We start from the raw sequence: 16590 nt of genomic DNA on the forward strand, positions 1-16590 counted from the left end.
GGCTTGAAATAAATATGCTTATCCTCAACAATAGAATTCTTTACTCAGTCTTTCTGATTTTGTCTACAATTTCAAATAGCTCAGGTTGAGTAGATTTGAACTCCAGGTACATTACTTCAGTCGCTTCTCTGAAGCCGGCCACTTCAGGATATAAAATGGTAACTCCAGCTTTTTTCAACTCCCGGTAAGATTCCTCGACGGACTCTGCCCACAGTTTATACTGATACACCACAGACTCGTCAGCGGCTTCCTGAAGCCATTTTTTCTCCTGATCATCAAGCAGTTTCCAGACTTTGGTACTGACGATCAGCACATCAGGCACGGCCGTATGTTCATTGATGGAATAAAACTTACAGACTTCATAATGCTTGGAAGTATATAGGCTTGGCGGATTATTCTCGGCGCCGTCAACGATCCCTTGCTGCAATGCGGTGTAAAGCTCGCCGTATGAAACAGGAGTCGGAGAACCTCCCAAACTCTTCACCATATTGATAGCGGTATTGCTTTCCATGACCCTGATTTTCAATCCTTTCAGGTCAGATGGGTTTTCTATCGGTTTGGTCTTGGTGTAAAAACTCCTTTTGCCTGCATCGTAATAACACAAACCCCTCAACCAAAAATCTTCCCCGTCAAGTAGCAGTTGCTTACCGATTTCTCCTTTCAATACCTTATCCCTGTGGGCATCGTCTCTGAACAAATATGGCATAGACAAAACTTGCATCCTTGGAGCAAAACTTTCCATCGTTGCTGAGGAAACTTTTGTCATTCCCAAACTTCCAATCTGAAGCAATTCCACCAACTCCCTTTCAGTACCCAATTGTTGGTTTGGATAAATCCGGATCTGCATCTGTCCATTTGATTTCTCGGCAACCTTTTCGGCCATAAACACCATGGCCTCATGGACAGGATGTGTTACCCCAAGCCCATGGCCCAATTTGATGACCCTCACCCCTCCCGGACCTTTGCAGGTAGAAAATAAAATCAGTGAAAACAAGATCAAAAAAGTTGGCCTTGAAAAAAAAGACAAACGATTCCGATTTTTCTTTTTTGAATTTAAATCAGTCATGGGTTTATTATAAGATTGGAAATTCATTTTCGAATCTCTTGAATTGTTGCCAAAGCATTTTTGATGTTCTTTTCCAAAAACTCAAATTCTCCCTTTTCAATGGCTTTTTTGTCAAATAACTGCGAACCCATTCCTACACATTGCACTCCGGCTTTGAACCATTCAGAAAGGTTTTCCAAGGTTGGTTCCACACCCCCAGTAGGCATCATTTTGATATCAGGCATGACTGACAAAACACTTTTGATAAAGCCGGAACCCAATAAATTTCCGGGAAATGCTTTGACCAAAAGCGCGCCCATGGACTTTGCCTGAAACACTTCCGTGACTGTGGCACATCCGGGAACCCAAAAAATCCCTTTCATCGTGCAGTAATTGGCAACTTCAGGAATCAAAGCAGGCGAAACCACGAAATCCGTCCCGATGTAATGAAAACGTGAAGCGTCTTTTGCCGAAAAAACAGTCCCTATTCCCAAAAGCAAATCAGAATATTTTTCAGAATAAATCTTCAACTCTTTGAACACCTCAAAAGCATTTGCTTCACGGTTGGTAAATTCAAAAACCCTGATCCCGGCATTATAGGATGCATCTATCACTGACTTGACGACAGAAATATCTTTGTGGTTAAATACAGGAATCATTCCCGTTTCAGCCATTTTATCAAGGATTTCTTGGTGGGTATATTTCATTACTGGTTTGGTTATTAGTTATAGGTTATTAGTTATAGGTTATTGGAAATCTGTAAATGAGAGAGTTATGTATAGAATGACTTAGAAATTAAACCTTACCTCAATAGCTTGCCAATATTTTCTCCTTTGACCAAATCATGCACCTCCTCCAAAGACACGAAATTGGCATCACCTTTTATGCTGTGTTTCAGGACGGAGGATGCGGTAGCAAATTCAATGGCTTCCTGATCGGAAAGATGCAATAGCCCATAAATCAAACCTGCGATGAAGGCATCACCCCCTCCCACGCGGTCGACGATATGGGTCATTTCATAAATATTTGAAAAAAGGATTTCTTCACCGTTCCATAAAACACCTTTAAGCCGATTATGGGATGCAGAAACCGATTCCCTTTTTGTCCTGGTAATATATTTGATCTGCGGGTAATCCTTTTTGGCCTGATAGCAGGCATCTCCCCAATCATCTTGGGCGATATCCATACAGTTTTCGAAATCAGATTTCCCTGCTACCAATACATGAGTATACCTTATCAGCTCGGGCATCACGTCCAAAGGTCCTTTTCCATATTGCCAAAGATTTCTCCTGTAATTGATATCCCCACTGATTTTCAATCCTTTATCGTATGCAGCTTTAAGTGCCTTCAGCGTCATGTCTGCAGCATTTTGGCTGAGTGCGGGAGTTATTCCTGTCCAATGAAACCAATCCGCCCCATCAAAAACCAAATCCCAATCGAGGTCTTTTCCATCAAAATTGGAAAAAGCAGAATCAAATCTGTCATAGATGATTTTTGAAGAACGCTGCATGGAACCGTTTTCAAGAAAGTAAAGACCCATCCTTCCCTCTGAAAAATAAACGAAATCGGTTTTGACGCCCGTCTGTCTCAAATATCGGGTCGCAGCTTTTCCGATATCATGTCCGGGAAAAGCAGTAACATGGTAAGTTTCCTGATCCCAATTGGCGAGACAGATCGAAACATTTGCTTCCGATCCTCCAAAAACAGCTTCATACGAATTTGCCTGAACGAACCTTTCGTGTCCCGGAGTGCTGAGGCGCATCATTACTTCGCCTATGGTAATAATTTTTTTGCCCATTGTCTAAAATGCTAATCTTTCCTGAAAATAAACACTTAAATTTTGTTTTCAAGAGATACAGGATATAAGTTAATGCAAACGATTTCAGATTAGATAAAAAAATACATGGCTGGCAAACCAAACACTTTTATTCAAATCCACGAAAAGGACAATGTATTGGTCGCTTTGGTGGATTTACCTGCAGAAAGTACGATAGATTTTGGAGGAAAGACAATCAGACTTCGAAAGGAAATTCAGGCAAAACATAAGTTTACCATTGTGCCCTTGGCTAAAGAGGATTTGATCTTCATGTATGGGACAGTCGTCGGCCGTACTATGATAGACTTGCCTGAGGGAAGTCTGATTACAACCCAAAACACAATCCACGAGGCTGGATTTTATGGCAAGAAAACCGAAAATTACCAATGGAATCCTCCTTCCATAAGTAGGTTTCAAGGACGGACTTTTATGGGCTTCCACAGGGAAGACGGTCAGATAGGGACAGCAAATTATTGGTTGATCATCCCATTGGTTTTTTGTGAAAACCGGAACGTAGAAGTCATCAAAGATGCCTTTAATGATGCCTTGGGTTATGGAAAAATAAATCCATTTAAGTCAATGGTCAAAAACATGGTGAAGCTGCATCAGGAAGGAAAACAAGATGAAATCGTAAACCTGAACGTAGAGAAGGCGAAGGAAATGGAGTCCAAATTATTGTTTCCGAATCTTGACGGCATCAAAGTCTTGGATCATCAGGGAGGCTGCGGCGGTACGAGAAGGGATTCAGAATCCCTTTGCGCACTTTTGGCAGGATATATCAACAATCCTAACGTGGCCGGGGCGACGGTACTGAGCTTGGGCTGTCAGAATGCACAGCCTTCAATCTTGAAAGAAAAACTCCATAAAATCAATCCGGAATTAAAAAAACCGCTCATTATTCTGGAACAGCAAAAGGAAGGGACCGAGCAGCAACTTCTTTCAGAAGCCATCAAAAAAACCTTTTTGGGAATGGTTGAAGCCAACAAACAGGAAAGAAAACCTGCACCGCTAAGTAAGCTTACAGTTGGGTTGGAATGCGGCGGATCGGATGGATTTTCAGGCATTTCAGCAAATCCTGCAGTCGGGTATGCCTCAGACTTGATAGTCGCTCTAGGAGGAACTACCATGCTTTCAGAATTTCCTGAATTGTGCGGGGTGGAACAGGAACTGATCAACCGATGTACTACCGAAGAGTCGGCTGACAAATTCGCCGCATTGATGAAAGCATATTCAGCTTCAGCTGTCGCTGTGGGTTCGGGTTTTGATATGAATCCCTCGCCGGGCAATATCAAGGACGGCTTGATCACAGATGCGATAAAATCAGCCGGAGCTGCAAAAAAAGGCGGAACATCGCCCGTCACAGATGTGCTCGATTATGCAGAATATTTTCAGAAGTCGGGTCTCAATCTTGTCTGCACTCCCGGCAATGATGTGGAAAGTACGACTGCCATGGCAGGTTCCGGGGCCAATGTCATGCTGTTTACCACCGGTTTGGGAACCCCGACAGGGAATCCAATTGCTCCAGTCATCAAGATCGCAACCAATACAAAACTTGCCAACAGAATGCCTGACATCATCGATATTGATACAGGAGGTATCATTTCAGGCGAAAAAAGCATTCCGGAAATGGGTGAAGAAATACTCGAAACCATCATCAAAGTGGCTTCGGGAGAGGTTAAACCAAAAGCGGTCTTATTGGCTCAGGATGATTTCATTCCTTGGAAAAGAGGCGTTTCGCTTTAAGTTTAAAGGTTTTTAACGTTGGAAGGTTGATGAGTTTAAAGGTTGGAAAGTTGGAAGGTTTGAAAGTTGACCCATACGTAACACTTTCCCTTTGTCATAGTTCCTTAATGATGCTTTTCCAAATTTGCTCATCCACAGGAAACCCATTCAGCATGTTTTCTTCGCGGGTTTTCATATTGTTTTCACCGGGGTAACGGATTTCTTTGTCCGCAAAAGTCAAAGAGCTTTTCAGGTTTCCCACAATTTGATCCAATTTTTGATCAGACCATTCCATTATTCCCAATTTCTCAGCAGCCAGGCAAATAAAAACCTGAGACAAACCGGATTCTTCCCCACTTTCACCAACCTGAAAAGTTGCTTTTCCACCTGACAAAATAGTGGTCAACATGTCAAGCAACAGGGATAAACCTGCTCCTTTCCACAATCCTATTGGCAAAGCCAATTCGTTGGCTATGACGCTTTCGGGGGATTTGGTCAGGTTTCCATGAGGATCAAACCCGGCATCAAAGGGCATTTCTTTGCCTTCCCGCAGATAGGTTTTCAATTTTCCGTAAGAAAACTGTGACATGGCCATATCCAAAACAATATGACCACTTGATCGCGGAATCGCGATAACCAAAGGATTATTGCCAAGCTTCGGTTCTCTCCCACCCCAAGCAGGCATATTGGGTTTGGTATTGGTAAAGCAGATGCCTATACAACCGGATTCAGCGGCCTGCCAACCATAATTCCCCGCCCTCATCCAATGGTTCGTGTTTTGTAACGCAACGATTCCCACTCCAAATTCCTTTGAAATCCGAATCGCCCGATCCATAGATTGATGCGCATTGAGTGGACCGGGACCGAGGTTTCCGTTCCATCTTTCAAAAACACCATAGCTTTCCACAAGATTTGCTTCTTGATTTGGGAGGACGAGTTTTTTGCGGATCATTTCCAAAAACACAGGAAATCTGTCCAATCCATGGGAAGCCACACCGTCCAAGCTTGCTTGGGCAAAAAGAGAAGCGCACAGGACGGCCCTGTCTTCTGCAAACCCATATTTAAGAAGGATTTTTTCAAGAGTCTGAATAACTTCGTGGTAGGCTACGCGCATGGTTGATGGATTTTGAGGAGCTAAATCAAAAATTCAAAAGCGATATCACAAGCTCTCCACGACCAACATTTTGGATTTGGCAGCCAGGTACCTGATATTTTTGGCTTTGGTATATTCTTCGGAGTTCCACCATTCCTTTGCTTTTTGGACGGAAGGGAATTCTAGGATCACCAATCTTTCAGGATTCCAATCTCCTTCCAAAGATTCTGTTTGTGCTCCACGCACTACAAATTTTCCGCCAAAAGGAAGTATGGAACCGGGAGTAAGCTTTTTGTAAGATTCATACAATTCAGGGTCATGGATACTGACCTCAACAAGAACCAATGCAGGCATATTTTTTCTGTTTAGTACATCAAAGTTTAGAAAAAATCCCTGATGTTTGACAAACTTTTATGTAAACAGCCATAAAACTGCTGTCTAATTTTAGATTTAAATCTGCTATGACAAACCTTGATTCCATCTCTTTGGTACAAAAGAAAAAAAGACCTGTAAAAGTCCTACAATTCGGTACAGGGAATTTTCTCCGTGGATTTGCCGATTGGATGATTGAGATTTTGAATGAAAAAACAGATTTTGATGGTTCCATCCATATTATCCAAAGCCATGGAAAATCCATTCCTGAAGGTTTTGGGAAGCAAAACTTCAATTATCACGTTTTGATCAGAGGTTTTCAAAATGGCAAAATCATTGATGAACAAAAGTTGATCACCTCGATAAATGGAGTAAGCAATCCGAACCTTGATTATGGTTTCTATTTGGATTTGGCCAAAAAAACTGATTTGGAATTTATTATTTCCAATACCACCGAAGCGGGTATAGTTTTCGATGAAAAAGATACCGATCCCAACAAAGTGACGGCATCATTTCCGGGGAAGTTGGCGGCACTGCTATTTGAGCGGTTCACATTTCTTGAAGGAAATGAAACAAAGGGTTTGACAATACTCCCCTGCGAACTCATTGAAAATAACGGGGACCAACTCAAAGAATGTGTGATGAGGTATGCGGCAAAGTGGAATTTCCCTCAGGAATTCCTTGCTTGGCTAGATAAAACCTGCACCTTCTGCAATACGCTTGTAGACCGGATTGTCCCGGGATTTCCTAAAGAGAATTTTGAAGAGTTTGAGAAGAAAACAGGCTTTAGAGATCATTTGGCAGTTGTTGCCGAGCCTTATCACTTTTGGGCAATAGAAGGTCCTGAAGCATTGAAGGCTATTTTTCAAACAGAAAAAACAGGGCTGAACGTACACATCGTCAAAGACCTGCAACCCTATCGCCTCCGAAAAGTCAGGATCTTAAATGGTGCACATACGGCGATGGTTCCTGTTGCATATCTGAAAGGAATCAGGACTGTAAGGGAAGTGATGGAAGATCCTGAAATCTCAACATATATCTCGGACACCATTTATAAAGAGATCATCCCGACCCTTGATTTACCAAAAGAGGAGTTGGAGCAATTTGCCGCTGAAGTTTTGGATAGGTTCAGAAATCCATTTATCCGTCATGAATTGATATCCATTTCCCTCAATTCCATCTCTAAGTTCAGGGTCAGGGTCTTACCGACAATTTTGGAATACCACAGTCAAACCAGGCAATTTCCTGAAAATCTAATTCGGTCATTCGCTGACCTAATCCGGTTTTACAAAGGAGAAATCAATGGTGAATCCATTCCATTGAAAGATGAACCTGAGGTGTTGGCTTTTTTTGAAAAAGTATGGAAAAAGGAGGACCCTGAAGAAATAGTAGAAGCAGTACTTGCCAATGGGGATTTATGGGGAATGGATTTGACTCAAGTGCAAGGGTTAAAAGCAAGAATTAAATATTCATTGATTTTACATTTCACTCAATGAGGCAAATCGTCTAATTCAAGATCAACCCATTTATGTCTTTCAGAATCCAATTCAAAAACCATGCTTTTTATCATTGGATGGTATTCCTTATATACCTCATTAGCTAATAATTTCTGAACCACTTGTATCAGCCTACTCTGAATTGTAATTGTGTTGCTGATCAAAACAATCCTCTCATATTTTTGATTTTGAAAATATGGATCCAAATTTTTATTGAGTATTGGAGAATCTCCAAATCTTGAATTAGAAATATTTACCATTTCGCTAAGGATTTCAAATAAAATTCGAGTCTCAATATCATTTGGACGATGAAATTTTAGTTGCCTATAAACATCTTCCGGTAATGGATAGGTCCACATCAGGTCCCATTTTTCTTCATGATATACTATAGGGGGGAAGTTTTTAATATGATCTAGGTTGATTAAAATGATTTTTGCTAAGATCAAGGTATCAATTGAAAGCGGTTTGGCCAATTTAAATCCAACATTGACGTCTTCCATCATCTGAAGCTTTGAATCTGTATGGAATTTTTCTAAAGTCCTTATGGTTTCCGGAGAAAATTCCACTCCTGCATTTTTTGCTTTATTTAATTTTATATGCGTGTCCGCTTTATTGCACGTAGCCAAACAAATAATGGTTGGGGAACGATTAGCGGTTCTGTGGACAGCGGATCGTCGTCCATGAGCGAGTATCCGCTCCCGATAAAGTCCTTTCAAGCCCAACGTGCAACATTGCGGATACTCATATAATTTTAAATCAATATTTTCCAATCTATCCCTGACAGAAAATCTATAAGAGTCATCAATAATTGATCTATCCAAAGAAAGGCCTTTAAACAAAATCAAAGTCCAAGCGATAATTACCAAAAGGGATTTTATCATCCAAAAATTTGTCTTAAACAAACGTTGGATGACTTGCCAATAAAGCAAAAACATCATAATTGGAACTAAAATGAAAATTATTGGGAATTCAAGATGTAGTTGCAAATGCCGATCATATCCTGGAATATTCACTAATGGCATCAATATGACGGTACCCATTCTACTGATGGCATTCAATGGAAATATCATAAATAGGAAAATATTACTCAATGCCAACATTTTCAAAAACTTGAACCGCCTATTAAACTTCAAATCTTTAACCCAAAAATAAATCGTAACACCAAAACCAAATACTGAGGAGAAGGCTGCATAGAAAATATCTGCAAAGAAATACTCCTCTTCAGAATAGTGAACCAATTCATTTAAGGAAGAAAAAAATCTAAAAAATTCCCTGTTGAAGTTCAAAAACAAACACAAAACAATTGAAGAAGCCAACCCAAAAATAATTGCTCTCCAAAAGGAGATTTTGCTAAGAACCTCTAAAGTTAATCTTGGTTTTAAAAATCCTTTTTTCAGCATTCAGTTTAATTGATTTATCAAATTAAAAAATCTAAACTATTTGAAACTAATAAATTCTAAAATAATTAAATCACCACTCTCCTCTCCTTCCTTTTTTCTTCTCGGAAAGGGCTTTCTTTTCCTTCAATCTATCCTCGATGGCACCTTTCCCGGGTTTGGTGGCTTTCCTTATTTTCTTTTTATGAAAAGCTTTTTTGAGCAGGTCATAGAATTTTCTTACAGCAATCTCTTTGTTTTGAATCTGCGACCTCTTCTCCTGACTTTGGATAATCAGGTTTCCTTCCGTATCGATTTTGGATGAAAGTTTTTCCAAAAGTGTCGCTTTTTCAGTTTCATCAAGGATCTGTGAATTCGGAATATTGAACCTCAGCTCAACTTTGGAGTTGACTTTATTTACATTTTGCCCACCGGGACCGCTGCTTCGGCTAAATTGAAACTGAAGTTCAGCGTCTAACACCTGATTCGCAATTTTTTCAGAAATGGTCATTTACAAAGTTTCATTTAATAATCCGCAACACATCTAAATCCCACAGTTTCATTTCTTTCAAATCCTGGAGAAACCCTCAGCAGCATCTGCCGGTAATGTGTTTCCCTCGGCCCGCCCTGTACATACCACCAACTTGAGGATGGTTTGAAATAGGAACCACCCTTCAGAATCATCATCTGATTGGTTCCATTGTCATAAATATCCGACGTCATCTGCCAGACTGAACCCACCAAATCTTCCAAACCCCAAGGGTTTTTACCTTTCGGATGGCTTCCCACTGCTTCAGGTATTCCATTCCCAATATTGCAAAACTCTTCCCCCAATCCATCCAAATGCTCTACAGTCAGGGTGTTGGTCACATATTCAAACCTCTTTTTCACTTTAAGGTTTTGGTCCCAAGGCCAATCCCTTCCATCACCTGATGATGCTGCATATTGCCATTCGGCCTCTGTAGGAAGTCTTTTTCCTGCCCATTTTGCATAGGCGTGAGCATCTTCTAGGCTTACATTCACTACAGGATGCTGCTCCATATCTTTCGGAATTTGACCTTGGGCCCAATGAGAAAGAAAACGGTTTTTATCCAATGGCTGATAACCTGTAGCTTCAAGAAATTCTTTAAACTCCTTATTGGTAACAGGATACGTATCCATATAAAAACCATCCATAGATATAGTCCGGGGATAGCCTTTCGTTGGATAAGGGATAAATTGGTCTCCCTGAGAAACCTTCATTTCAAAACTTCCCGAAGGGATTTTTACCATTCCATTTGGCGCTTTTTCAGATCTTGGAGTCTTTTCGGGCGAACTTATCATTCTCGGAATTCCATATTCCATTTCGATGACATGTTCATCTATCAGTTCTTCTGACTTAAACAATTGGACTACTATTTTGCCTTCATACCTGCCAAATTTTTCTTGGATATCCACAGAATGCAGGCCTGATTTTAAACTCAAATACGAATTCCCATATTCCGGAACTCCCGCCCAAACCCTGATTTCATTTCCTTTGGAGGCTTTGATACTCAACTTATTTTGTTCCAAACCCACCTCTAATAATTTGGGGAAATATGCAATACTCCCCACCGCTCCTTCATTGTTTGTTCCCAGCCATTTCTTGTGAAAAGCTTCCAAATCGACAGGAATCAAATATTTTTCCTCTGATTCCTGAACCTGCACTTCCTCATGATTCCACAGATCGACATAATGCCTATCGGATGCAGGTTTTTCAACTTCGAAAAGGTTTCCCAAAAATCCCTCAGGCTTAAGGCTGAAAATCGTGTATACGGTTTTATTTTCTAAAGGCCATTTATTGACAAATACCTGGTCGACAAAAGTTGGAATCAAAGGAGTATATCCAAATGAAATAAAATTGAAATGGTTTTCCCTCAAAATCCTCAAGGTCTTTCCAAAAAACCGGTAATCCTCCTCCATCCATTCAGGCCTTCCAGGTCTGAAAATATTCAGTTCAGTTCCATATCCGTTGAAAAATGAGGTGGCATATTCCCTTCTGATCCGGTCATAGGCCAATTCAGCCACCCTGAAAATGGCAAAATCCGGTTTGATCAGTTTGTTGAGGTTTAGTAAAGGAGGATAATAAAGCGCATTGTGAACCCTTCCTGAAACAATCCCTGGCATGTCTTTGGGTACAGCCATCCCTTCACTGTACATGACTACGCCAGGTTTTGCCAAGTCAGCAGCCTGCTGTATTTCACGGCTCGAACTCCCTTTGGTATCCAAGACTACGCCATCAGCTTTGGTTGCTTTAATCAGAGCTGTCATGCCCTCCAAATGCCCTTCTAACCGGGTACTTTCATCCCACGGGTTATAAGAGATAAAGAATTTGGTACCCAATCGATTCAGGCTGTCAGATATCGATGCCAACTGTTCCAATCCACCCGGAAGATCTCTGAACAAATCCCACTGATTTCTTTGGTCTAATCCCAAAGTAGGCCAGGTAGGCCAGATTCCGATCACATCATCCCCGCCAAACCATTCCTTGTTCCTTTGTTGAAAATCAAAAATGGTGAACCTCTCTCCTTCCCTATCATAAAAATCAGCATCCCAAGCCATCATTAAATGCATGGCATAAGACTTCCGGATCCATTGCAGGTCTTCCCTTTGGTACATACTGTAGTCAAAATCATCCAAATCGTAAATGAACCTCTTTTGGAAAACATGCTTCAATCCTTCCTGCCAACCGCCCGTAAAGGAATCTACATACATCCTGTAGCTGACATTGGAGTTGGGGGGCAAAACAGTCTCAAACCTTCTCCTTTGCGCCCCATCCCAATACTTGCGTCTCATTAGACCTGCAAATCCTTGATTTCCGACTTCAAAACTTGAATAGCCCAATTCCCAGGCATTGTCAGGGAGGATGACATTGACCGGATCATATCCCGGCCTGAAGAGGTGGGAACGGGACAACCGGTGATCGCCTTTTCCGGTGATATAGACCTGATCTATTAAACCTCCAAACGGAATGAAATTTTCGACTTTCAGCGTATCTTCTGAAATATTGGAAAAAGTAAATACGGCAGTCCAGTTGTCTTGGCCATTCTTTACACTATCAATTCTCAAGGAAATCTGCCCATCCAAATTCCAAGACTTTTCATTCGGTGAAAAATCACTAGAATTCTTTTTTTCACCATTAAGCAGAAAAGAGAAAACAGGAACCGGGCGATTAATCTCGTTTTCTTGAATTCTTTTCAAATTCAGATTTCTATCCCAATCCAAAACAAAATTCTGTGAAAAAAGAAAAACAGGAAAAAGTTGAAACAGGAAGCTCAGAATTATGGGGAAAATCTTTCTTGTTTTCATTTTTATTGGAATTGGAAGAGGTGAAAATCTTATTTCAGGAAATCGTGGGGCTTACTTTAAGGAAAATAAAAATAAATCGTCAGATATAGAGGAAAAATTTAATCCGAAAAATTTAAATCTATAAGTCCAAGGTAATTTTTTAGCTTCTAAAACCGCCACAAAAAATATTTTTCATTTTTTTTCATTTTTTTTTTGCCTTTCAGCTTCAGATGGTAGGAGTAAAAATGGCATTGGTATTCACAAAAGTTAAAGTTATAATTCTGGACTTAACTACAAAAAAACAAATAAATGCTGTTGGTAGCAAAGAATAACTGTTTCAAACTATTATTTGGTATTTTTGAGTAAAAACGATTTAAATAAATATTTTACTGAATTAGCATATTTTTTATTTTGTTTATTTGGTTTCGTTTGTATAGTTTTAACTCATCGATAAGGGAAAAAGGACTCATCACCCGACAGTTTTTCCTTTGTTCATTTAAAAGTAAATGAGGATTTAAAAGTTAATTCTCGGTTAATCTTATCTATCTCTAAAAAAAATCTTTTTTTCATTCAAAGAATTATTTTTTTATCGACAATTAATTTTTTTGCTTAATTCACCCAATAAAAACCCTTCAATTCTGAAGGGTTTTTTGTTTTTTTGGTGATATAAAAACCTTACCAAAAATCAGTCCTCGCCTTATACCCTATTCTCTATGATTGAAATTGTCAAAGCTTCATCGGAAGAACTTTATTTCGTCCAAAAAATAGCCCATCAAACTTGGCCCGTGGCTTTTTCGAATATTCTTACGCCTGATCAAATTAGCTTTATGCTGAATTGGATGTATGACCTCAAGGCATTGGAACAGCAGGTCAATGAAAAAGGACATGTTTTTTTACTGGCCAAAGAAGAGGATTCATTTTTGGGATTTGCTGCCTATGAAGTCCATTGCAAGGATCAGAAAAAAACCAAGATCCATAAAATCTACATCCTACCGGATACGCAGGGAAAAGGGATTGGGAAAAAGTTGATCAGCCACGTCATGGACATTGCCTTAAGGAATGGAGATAAGTTTTTATACCTTAATGTGAACAGGTTTAATGAAAAAGCCATTTCATTTTACAAGCACATCGGATTTTATGAAGCTTATAGAGAAGTGATCGACATCGGAAACGGGTTTATCATGGATGACATTGTGATGGAGATGAAAATAAATTAAAATATATGGTTATCCGCCTTCTTACCAGAATAGGATTACTTACAGAATGGTCTCGGCAGGCTCGACCACCGGAATTTATTGATATTGAAGGGGGGTGGTAGAAATGCGGCTTTGCCGCATTTCTACCACCCCCCTCTGATCTCACGATATCCGTTCACCGAGCTTGCCGAGGTGGAGAAAAATGATATTTGGCTACTGGTATAAAAGAGGATAATCATATTAAAATAAATCAACCTATAAACCTGAATTTCAAATACTTGATTTTTTCGCCTTTCTCACTGAACATTTTCTCATACTTTGTCTGGATGCCGTGATGCTCGTCCTTGAAGGGAGAAGCATAAAAATCATGCGTATGGATCAAAATTTCACAGTCAGGCCGGCTTTGTATCAACTCCAAAGTGTAATCAAATAATCCTGTATTATCGGTTTTGAAGTGGATGATTCCACTTTTCTCCAATAACGGTTTATACATTTCGAGAAATTTTGGAGAAGTCAGACGGCGCTTTTCATCTCCATCCCGGGGAAACGGATCAGGAAATGTAATCCACAATTCAGCAATTTCTCCTTGGTCAAAATGCCTTTCCAATAACTGAATTTGGGTTCTCAAAAAGGCCACATTGTGCAATCCTTCTGCTATGGCAATGGTACTTCCTTTCCAGATTCTTGATCCTTTGATATCCACCCCGATAAAATTGCTGCCTGGATATTCCCTCGCCAAACCAACAGTAAACTCCCCTCTTCCACATGCCAATTCTACGACTACAGGATTTTCATTTTCAAATTGAACAGATTTCCAATGTCCCTTGATCGTTTCAAAGAGTTCTTTTCCGGGTTGGATGACATTACGGCTTTGTTCATTTTCTTTGAACCTTTCCAGTTTTCTTCTGCTCATGATTACAAATCGTTGATTTCGGCGACGACAAAAGTACTTCCGCCGATAAATATTAAATCTTGTTTTGAAGCCAAGCCCTTGGCCTTTTCGATGGCTGAATTCACATCCCTGACTATTTCACCTTCCAAACCTGCTTCAAAGGCCTTTTTAGCCAATTCCTCTGCATCCATTGCTCTCGGTATAGTAGCCTGACAGAAAATGTACCAGGCGTCCTTAGGAAGGATAGAAAGTACTTTTGCAATATCCTTGTCATTCACCATACCAATGACCATAAAAAGTTGATTGAAAGCCAACTCATTGATCTGTTCTACAATCAACCTGATCCCATCTTCATTATGGCCTGTATCGCAAACAATCAATGGATTTTCTCCCAAAATCTGCCATCTCCCCTTTAAGCCGGTATTGGAAACAATACTTGACAATCCCTTTTTTACCTGGTTATCTTCGATTTTCCAACCCAAAGTGTTGAGAATTTTGATGGTCTGAAGGATTCCTGCGAGGTTCTTTTCCTGGTAATTGCCATGAAGGTCAATTTGGATGGTATACTGGTTTCCTTCATCTGAGATCTCAAATGATCTCTTGCCGTCTGAATTCTTTCCTGATCTTTTGACCTGAATATAATCTTCGGCAAAATATATGGGTGATTGCGCTTCCGCTGCTTTGCTTTGGAAAACAGAAAAAGTTTCTTGCTGCTTTTGGCTTATTACCACCGGTATTCCCAACTTGATGATTCCTGCTTTTTCAGCTGCTATCAGCGGAAGAGTATCACCCAAAAACTGCATATGGTCATAACTGATATTGGTAATCACTGAAACTTCAGGCATCACCACATTTGTAGAGTCCAATCTTCCACCCATACCGACTTCGATCACTGCAATGTCAACTTTCTCCTTGGCAAAATACCAAAATGCCATGCCTACAGTCATTTCAAAAAAACTCGGTTTTAATTCTTCCAAAAAAGTCTTGTAATCTTCTACAAATTCAACAACCTCATTTTCAGGAATGTCTATTCCATTGATTTTGATCCTTTCTGTGAATGATTTAAGATGGGGAGAAGTATATAATCCAACTTTATATCCCGCTTCCATCAGAACAGAACAAAGTGCATGCGAAGTGCTTCCTTTGCCATTTGTGCCTGCCACATGGATACATTTTAACTTTCTCTCGGGATTACCAAGATGGGCACAAAGTGCATGGGTGTTATTCAAATCATTTTTAAATGCTGCGGCTCCGATCCTCTGAAACATCGGTAAAGCATTGAACAGATAGTCCAACGTCTCTTGGTAAGTCATGGATTAATCGACTTTGATGATAAAAGTGATTTTACCGGTTGAATAATCGGCCGTCGGATTACCGGATTGACGTTTGAAATTGACTTGATTTACCACTGTTCTATAATAAGCCAAAACTTCATTGGACACATTATACTCCAATGGAACAGCCTGCACGATTTTGCCATTGTCATCAACGGTTATTTTAAAAACGATTTTCCCGTTTCGGGTAGATACATTGTCCCTGATGTTTGGTCTAGAGGCAAAATCCCATCCTGCAAGTTCAAGACCAACACCTGAAGCCGGTCCGGGATTTCCTTCCCCTGATCCTGAACCCATTATTGCCCTTCCGTCAACAGTGCCTGTCGGTTTTCCTTCATCCCCTTTTTGGGTGGAAGATCCTTGTGCACTTCCTGAGGCTGGTTTTGAACCTGTACCTGAAGTTCCTCCTGCTCCAAAAATTGCTCGCTGATCAATCTTTGGTTTTTCTGCTGCTTTAGTAGTAGTTTTCTCTGCTTCAGCAGTGGAAGGTTGGGTCACAGGAGTAGGCTCCTTTTTGGCCGGACTTGGATCTTTGCTTGCCGTACTAGATTTTTCACTTGCCTTTATCGGGCTTGGGGCTTTGGATGGGGACTCGTAAGTTGTTTTGGCAGGGGAAGATTTAGGTTTTGCAGCCTCAGTTTTTGGTTCGGAAACAGGTACAGAAGATTCGACAGGTTTGGTGGCTTGTTCCCCCGGTGCAGGAGATTCGGTATTATTGGTGAGGGTTTCAGATGCAGGCGTAGTGGTTTGGTTATTTCCGCTGCCTTGGTCCGTAAATCCCAAATTCAATTCCATGCCGTAGGTTGGAAGCGGCGGAATTTGTTCTTTCCATACCACGATAAAATAGATAGCAATCAACAACAGCACATTCACCAAAATGGTGATGATCAGCGCTTTTCTTTTGTTTTCAGCTTCTTGGTTATCTGTTTCCCAAATCTGCAT

General features: G+C 40.4%; 15 protein-coding genes. 4 read left to right on the top strand and 11 right to left on the bottom strand.

Annotated elements, in window-relative coordinates:
* Positions 1-40: 40 nt before the first annotated feature.
* From MMU05_RS06915 to MMU05_RS06925, 3 genes are all read right to left on the bottom strand, one after another.
* Complete coding sequence (locus MMU05_RS06915) at positions 41-1066, bottom strand: TRAP transporter substrate-binding protein (protein ID WP_241140945.1); 1026 nt, start codon at positions 1064-1066, stop codon at positions 41-43.
* A 23-nt stretch (positions 1067-1089) separates the two neighbouring features.
* Positions 1090-1752: a beta/alpha barrel domain-containing protein gene (locus MMU05_RS06920; RefSeq protein ID WP_241140946.1), complete on the bottom strand. Its 663-nt coding sequence runs from the start codon at positions 1750-1752 to the stop codon at positions 1090-1092.
* Between the two features lie 95 nt (positions 1753-1847).
* On the bottom strand, positions 1848-2843 hold the full coding sequence (locus MMU05_RS06925) for a PfkB family carbohydrate kinase (protein WP_241140947.1): 996 nt from the start codon (positions 2841-2843) through the stop codon (positions 1848-1850).
* 105 nt (positions 2844-2948) lie between these two features.
* Between MMU05_RS06925 and MMU05_RS06930 the strand changes: the two genes are divergently transcribed.
* Complete coding sequence (locus tag MMU05_RS06930; RefSeq protein ID WP_241140948.1) at positions 2949-4604, top strand: UxaA family hydrolase; 1656 nt, start codon at positions 2949-2951, stop codon at positions 4602-4604.
* A gap of 94 nt (positions 4605-4698) precedes the next feature.
* Here the strand turns inward: MMU05_RS06930 and yiaK are convergent, their stop codons facing one another.
* Positions 4699-5697 (bottom strand): 3-dehydro-L-gulonate 2-dehydrogenase, encoded by a 999-nt coding sequence (gene yiaK / locus MMU05_RS06935; protein WP_241140949.1) that lies wholly within the window; start codon positions 5695-5697, stop codon positions 4699-4701.
* 45 nt (positions 5698-5742) lie between these two features.
* Positions 5743-6030 carry a DUF1330 domain-containing protein gene (locus tag MMU05_RS06940; protein ID WP_241140950.1) on the bottom strand — a complete coding sequence of 96 codons (288 nt, stop codon included), beginning with the start codon at positions 6028-6030 and terminating at the stop codon, positions 5743-5745.
* A 107-nt stretch (positions 6031-6137) separates the two neighbouring features.
* Between MMU05_RS06940 and MMU05_RS06945 the strand changes: the two genes are divergently transcribed.
* Positions 6138-7544: a tagaturonate reductase gene (locus tag MMU05_RS06945; protein WP_241140951.1), complete on the top strand. Its 1407-nt coding sequence runs from the start codon at positions 6138-6140 to the stop codon at positions 7542-7544.
* On the opposite strand, the gene MMU05_RS06950 is transcribed toward MMU05_RS06945, so the two are convergent.
* The 3 genes from MMU05_RS06950 to MMU05_RS06960 all read right to left on the bottom strand — a co-directional run bounded on the left by MMU05_RS06950 (position 7538) and on the right by MMU05_RS06960 (position 12139).
* The gene (locus MMU05_RS06950) at positions 7538-8944 is read right to left on the bottom strand and encodes a hypothetical protein (RefSeq protein WP_241140952.1); all 1407 of its coding nucleotides are present in this window, start codon (positions 8942-8944) and stop codon (positions 7538-7540) included. The genes MMU05_RS06945 and MMU05_RS06950 overlap by 7 nt on opposite strands.
* Positions 8945-9014: 70 nt before the next feature.
* A complete protein-coding gene (gene arfB / locus MMU05_RS06955; protein ID WP_241140953.1) occupies positions 9015-9431 on the bottom strand; it encodes an alternative ribosome rescue aminoacyl-tRNA hydrolase ArfB in 417 nt (138 codons plus the stop codon).
* A 14-nt stretch (positions 9432-9445) separates the two neighbouring features.
* Complete coding sequence (locus MMU05_RS06960) at positions 9446-12139, bottom strand: formylglycine-generating enzyme family protein (RefSeq protein ID WP_241140954.1); 2694 nt, start codon at positions 12137-12139, stop codon at positions 9446-9448.
* Positions 12140-12174: 35 nt separating this feature from the next.
* Between MMU05_RS06960 and MMU05_RS06965 the strand changes: the two genes are divergently transcribed.
* Complete coding sequence (locus MMU05_RS06965) at positions 12175-12336, top strand: hypothetical protein (RefSeq protein WP_241140955.1); 162 nt, start codon at positions 12175-12177, stop codon at positions 12334-12336.
* Between the two features lie 603 nt (positions 12337-12939).
* Positions 12940-13443 (top strand): GNAT family N-acetyltransferase, encoded by a 504-nt coding sequence (locus MMU05_RS06970; RefSeq protein WP_241140956.1) that lies wholly within the window; start codon positions 12940-12942, stop codon positions 13441-13443.
* A 229-nt stretch (positions 13444-13672) separates the two neighbouring features.
* Here the strand turns inward: MMU05_RS06970 and trmB are convergent, their stop codons facing one another.
* From trmB to MMU05_RS06985, 3 genes are read right to left on the bottom strand one after another with little or no spacing between them, the layout of a single operon-like run.
* Positions 13673-14335 (bottom strand): tRNA (guanosine(46)-N7)-methyltransferase TrmB, encoded by a 663-nt coding sequence (trmB, locus tag MMU05_RS06975; RefSeq protein ID WP_241140957.1) that lies wholly within the window; start codon positions 14333-14335, stop codon positions 13673-13675.
* Positions 14336-14337: 2 nt separating this feature from the next.
* Positions 14338-15627 carry a bifunctional folylpolyglutamate synthase/dihydrofolate synthase gene (locus MMU05_RS06980; RefSeq protein ID WP_241140958.1) on the bottom strand — a complete coding sequence of 430 codons (1290 nt, stop codon included), beginning with the start codon at positions 15625-15627 and terminating at the stop codon, positions 14338-14340.
* A 3-nt stretch (positions 15628-15630) separates the two neighbouring features.
* On the bottom strand, positions 15631-16590 hold the full coding sequence (locus tag MMU05_RS06985) for an energy transducer TonB (protein ID WP_241140959.1): 960 nt from the start codon (positions 16588-16590) through the stop codon (positions 15631-15633).

Origin of the sequence: Cognataquiflexum rubidum (assembly GCF_022538115.1) — a bacterium.
Classification (GTDB): domain Bacteria; phylum Bacteroidota; class Bacteroidia; order Cytophagales; family Cyclobacteriaceae; genus Cognataquiflexum; species Cognataquiflexum rubidum.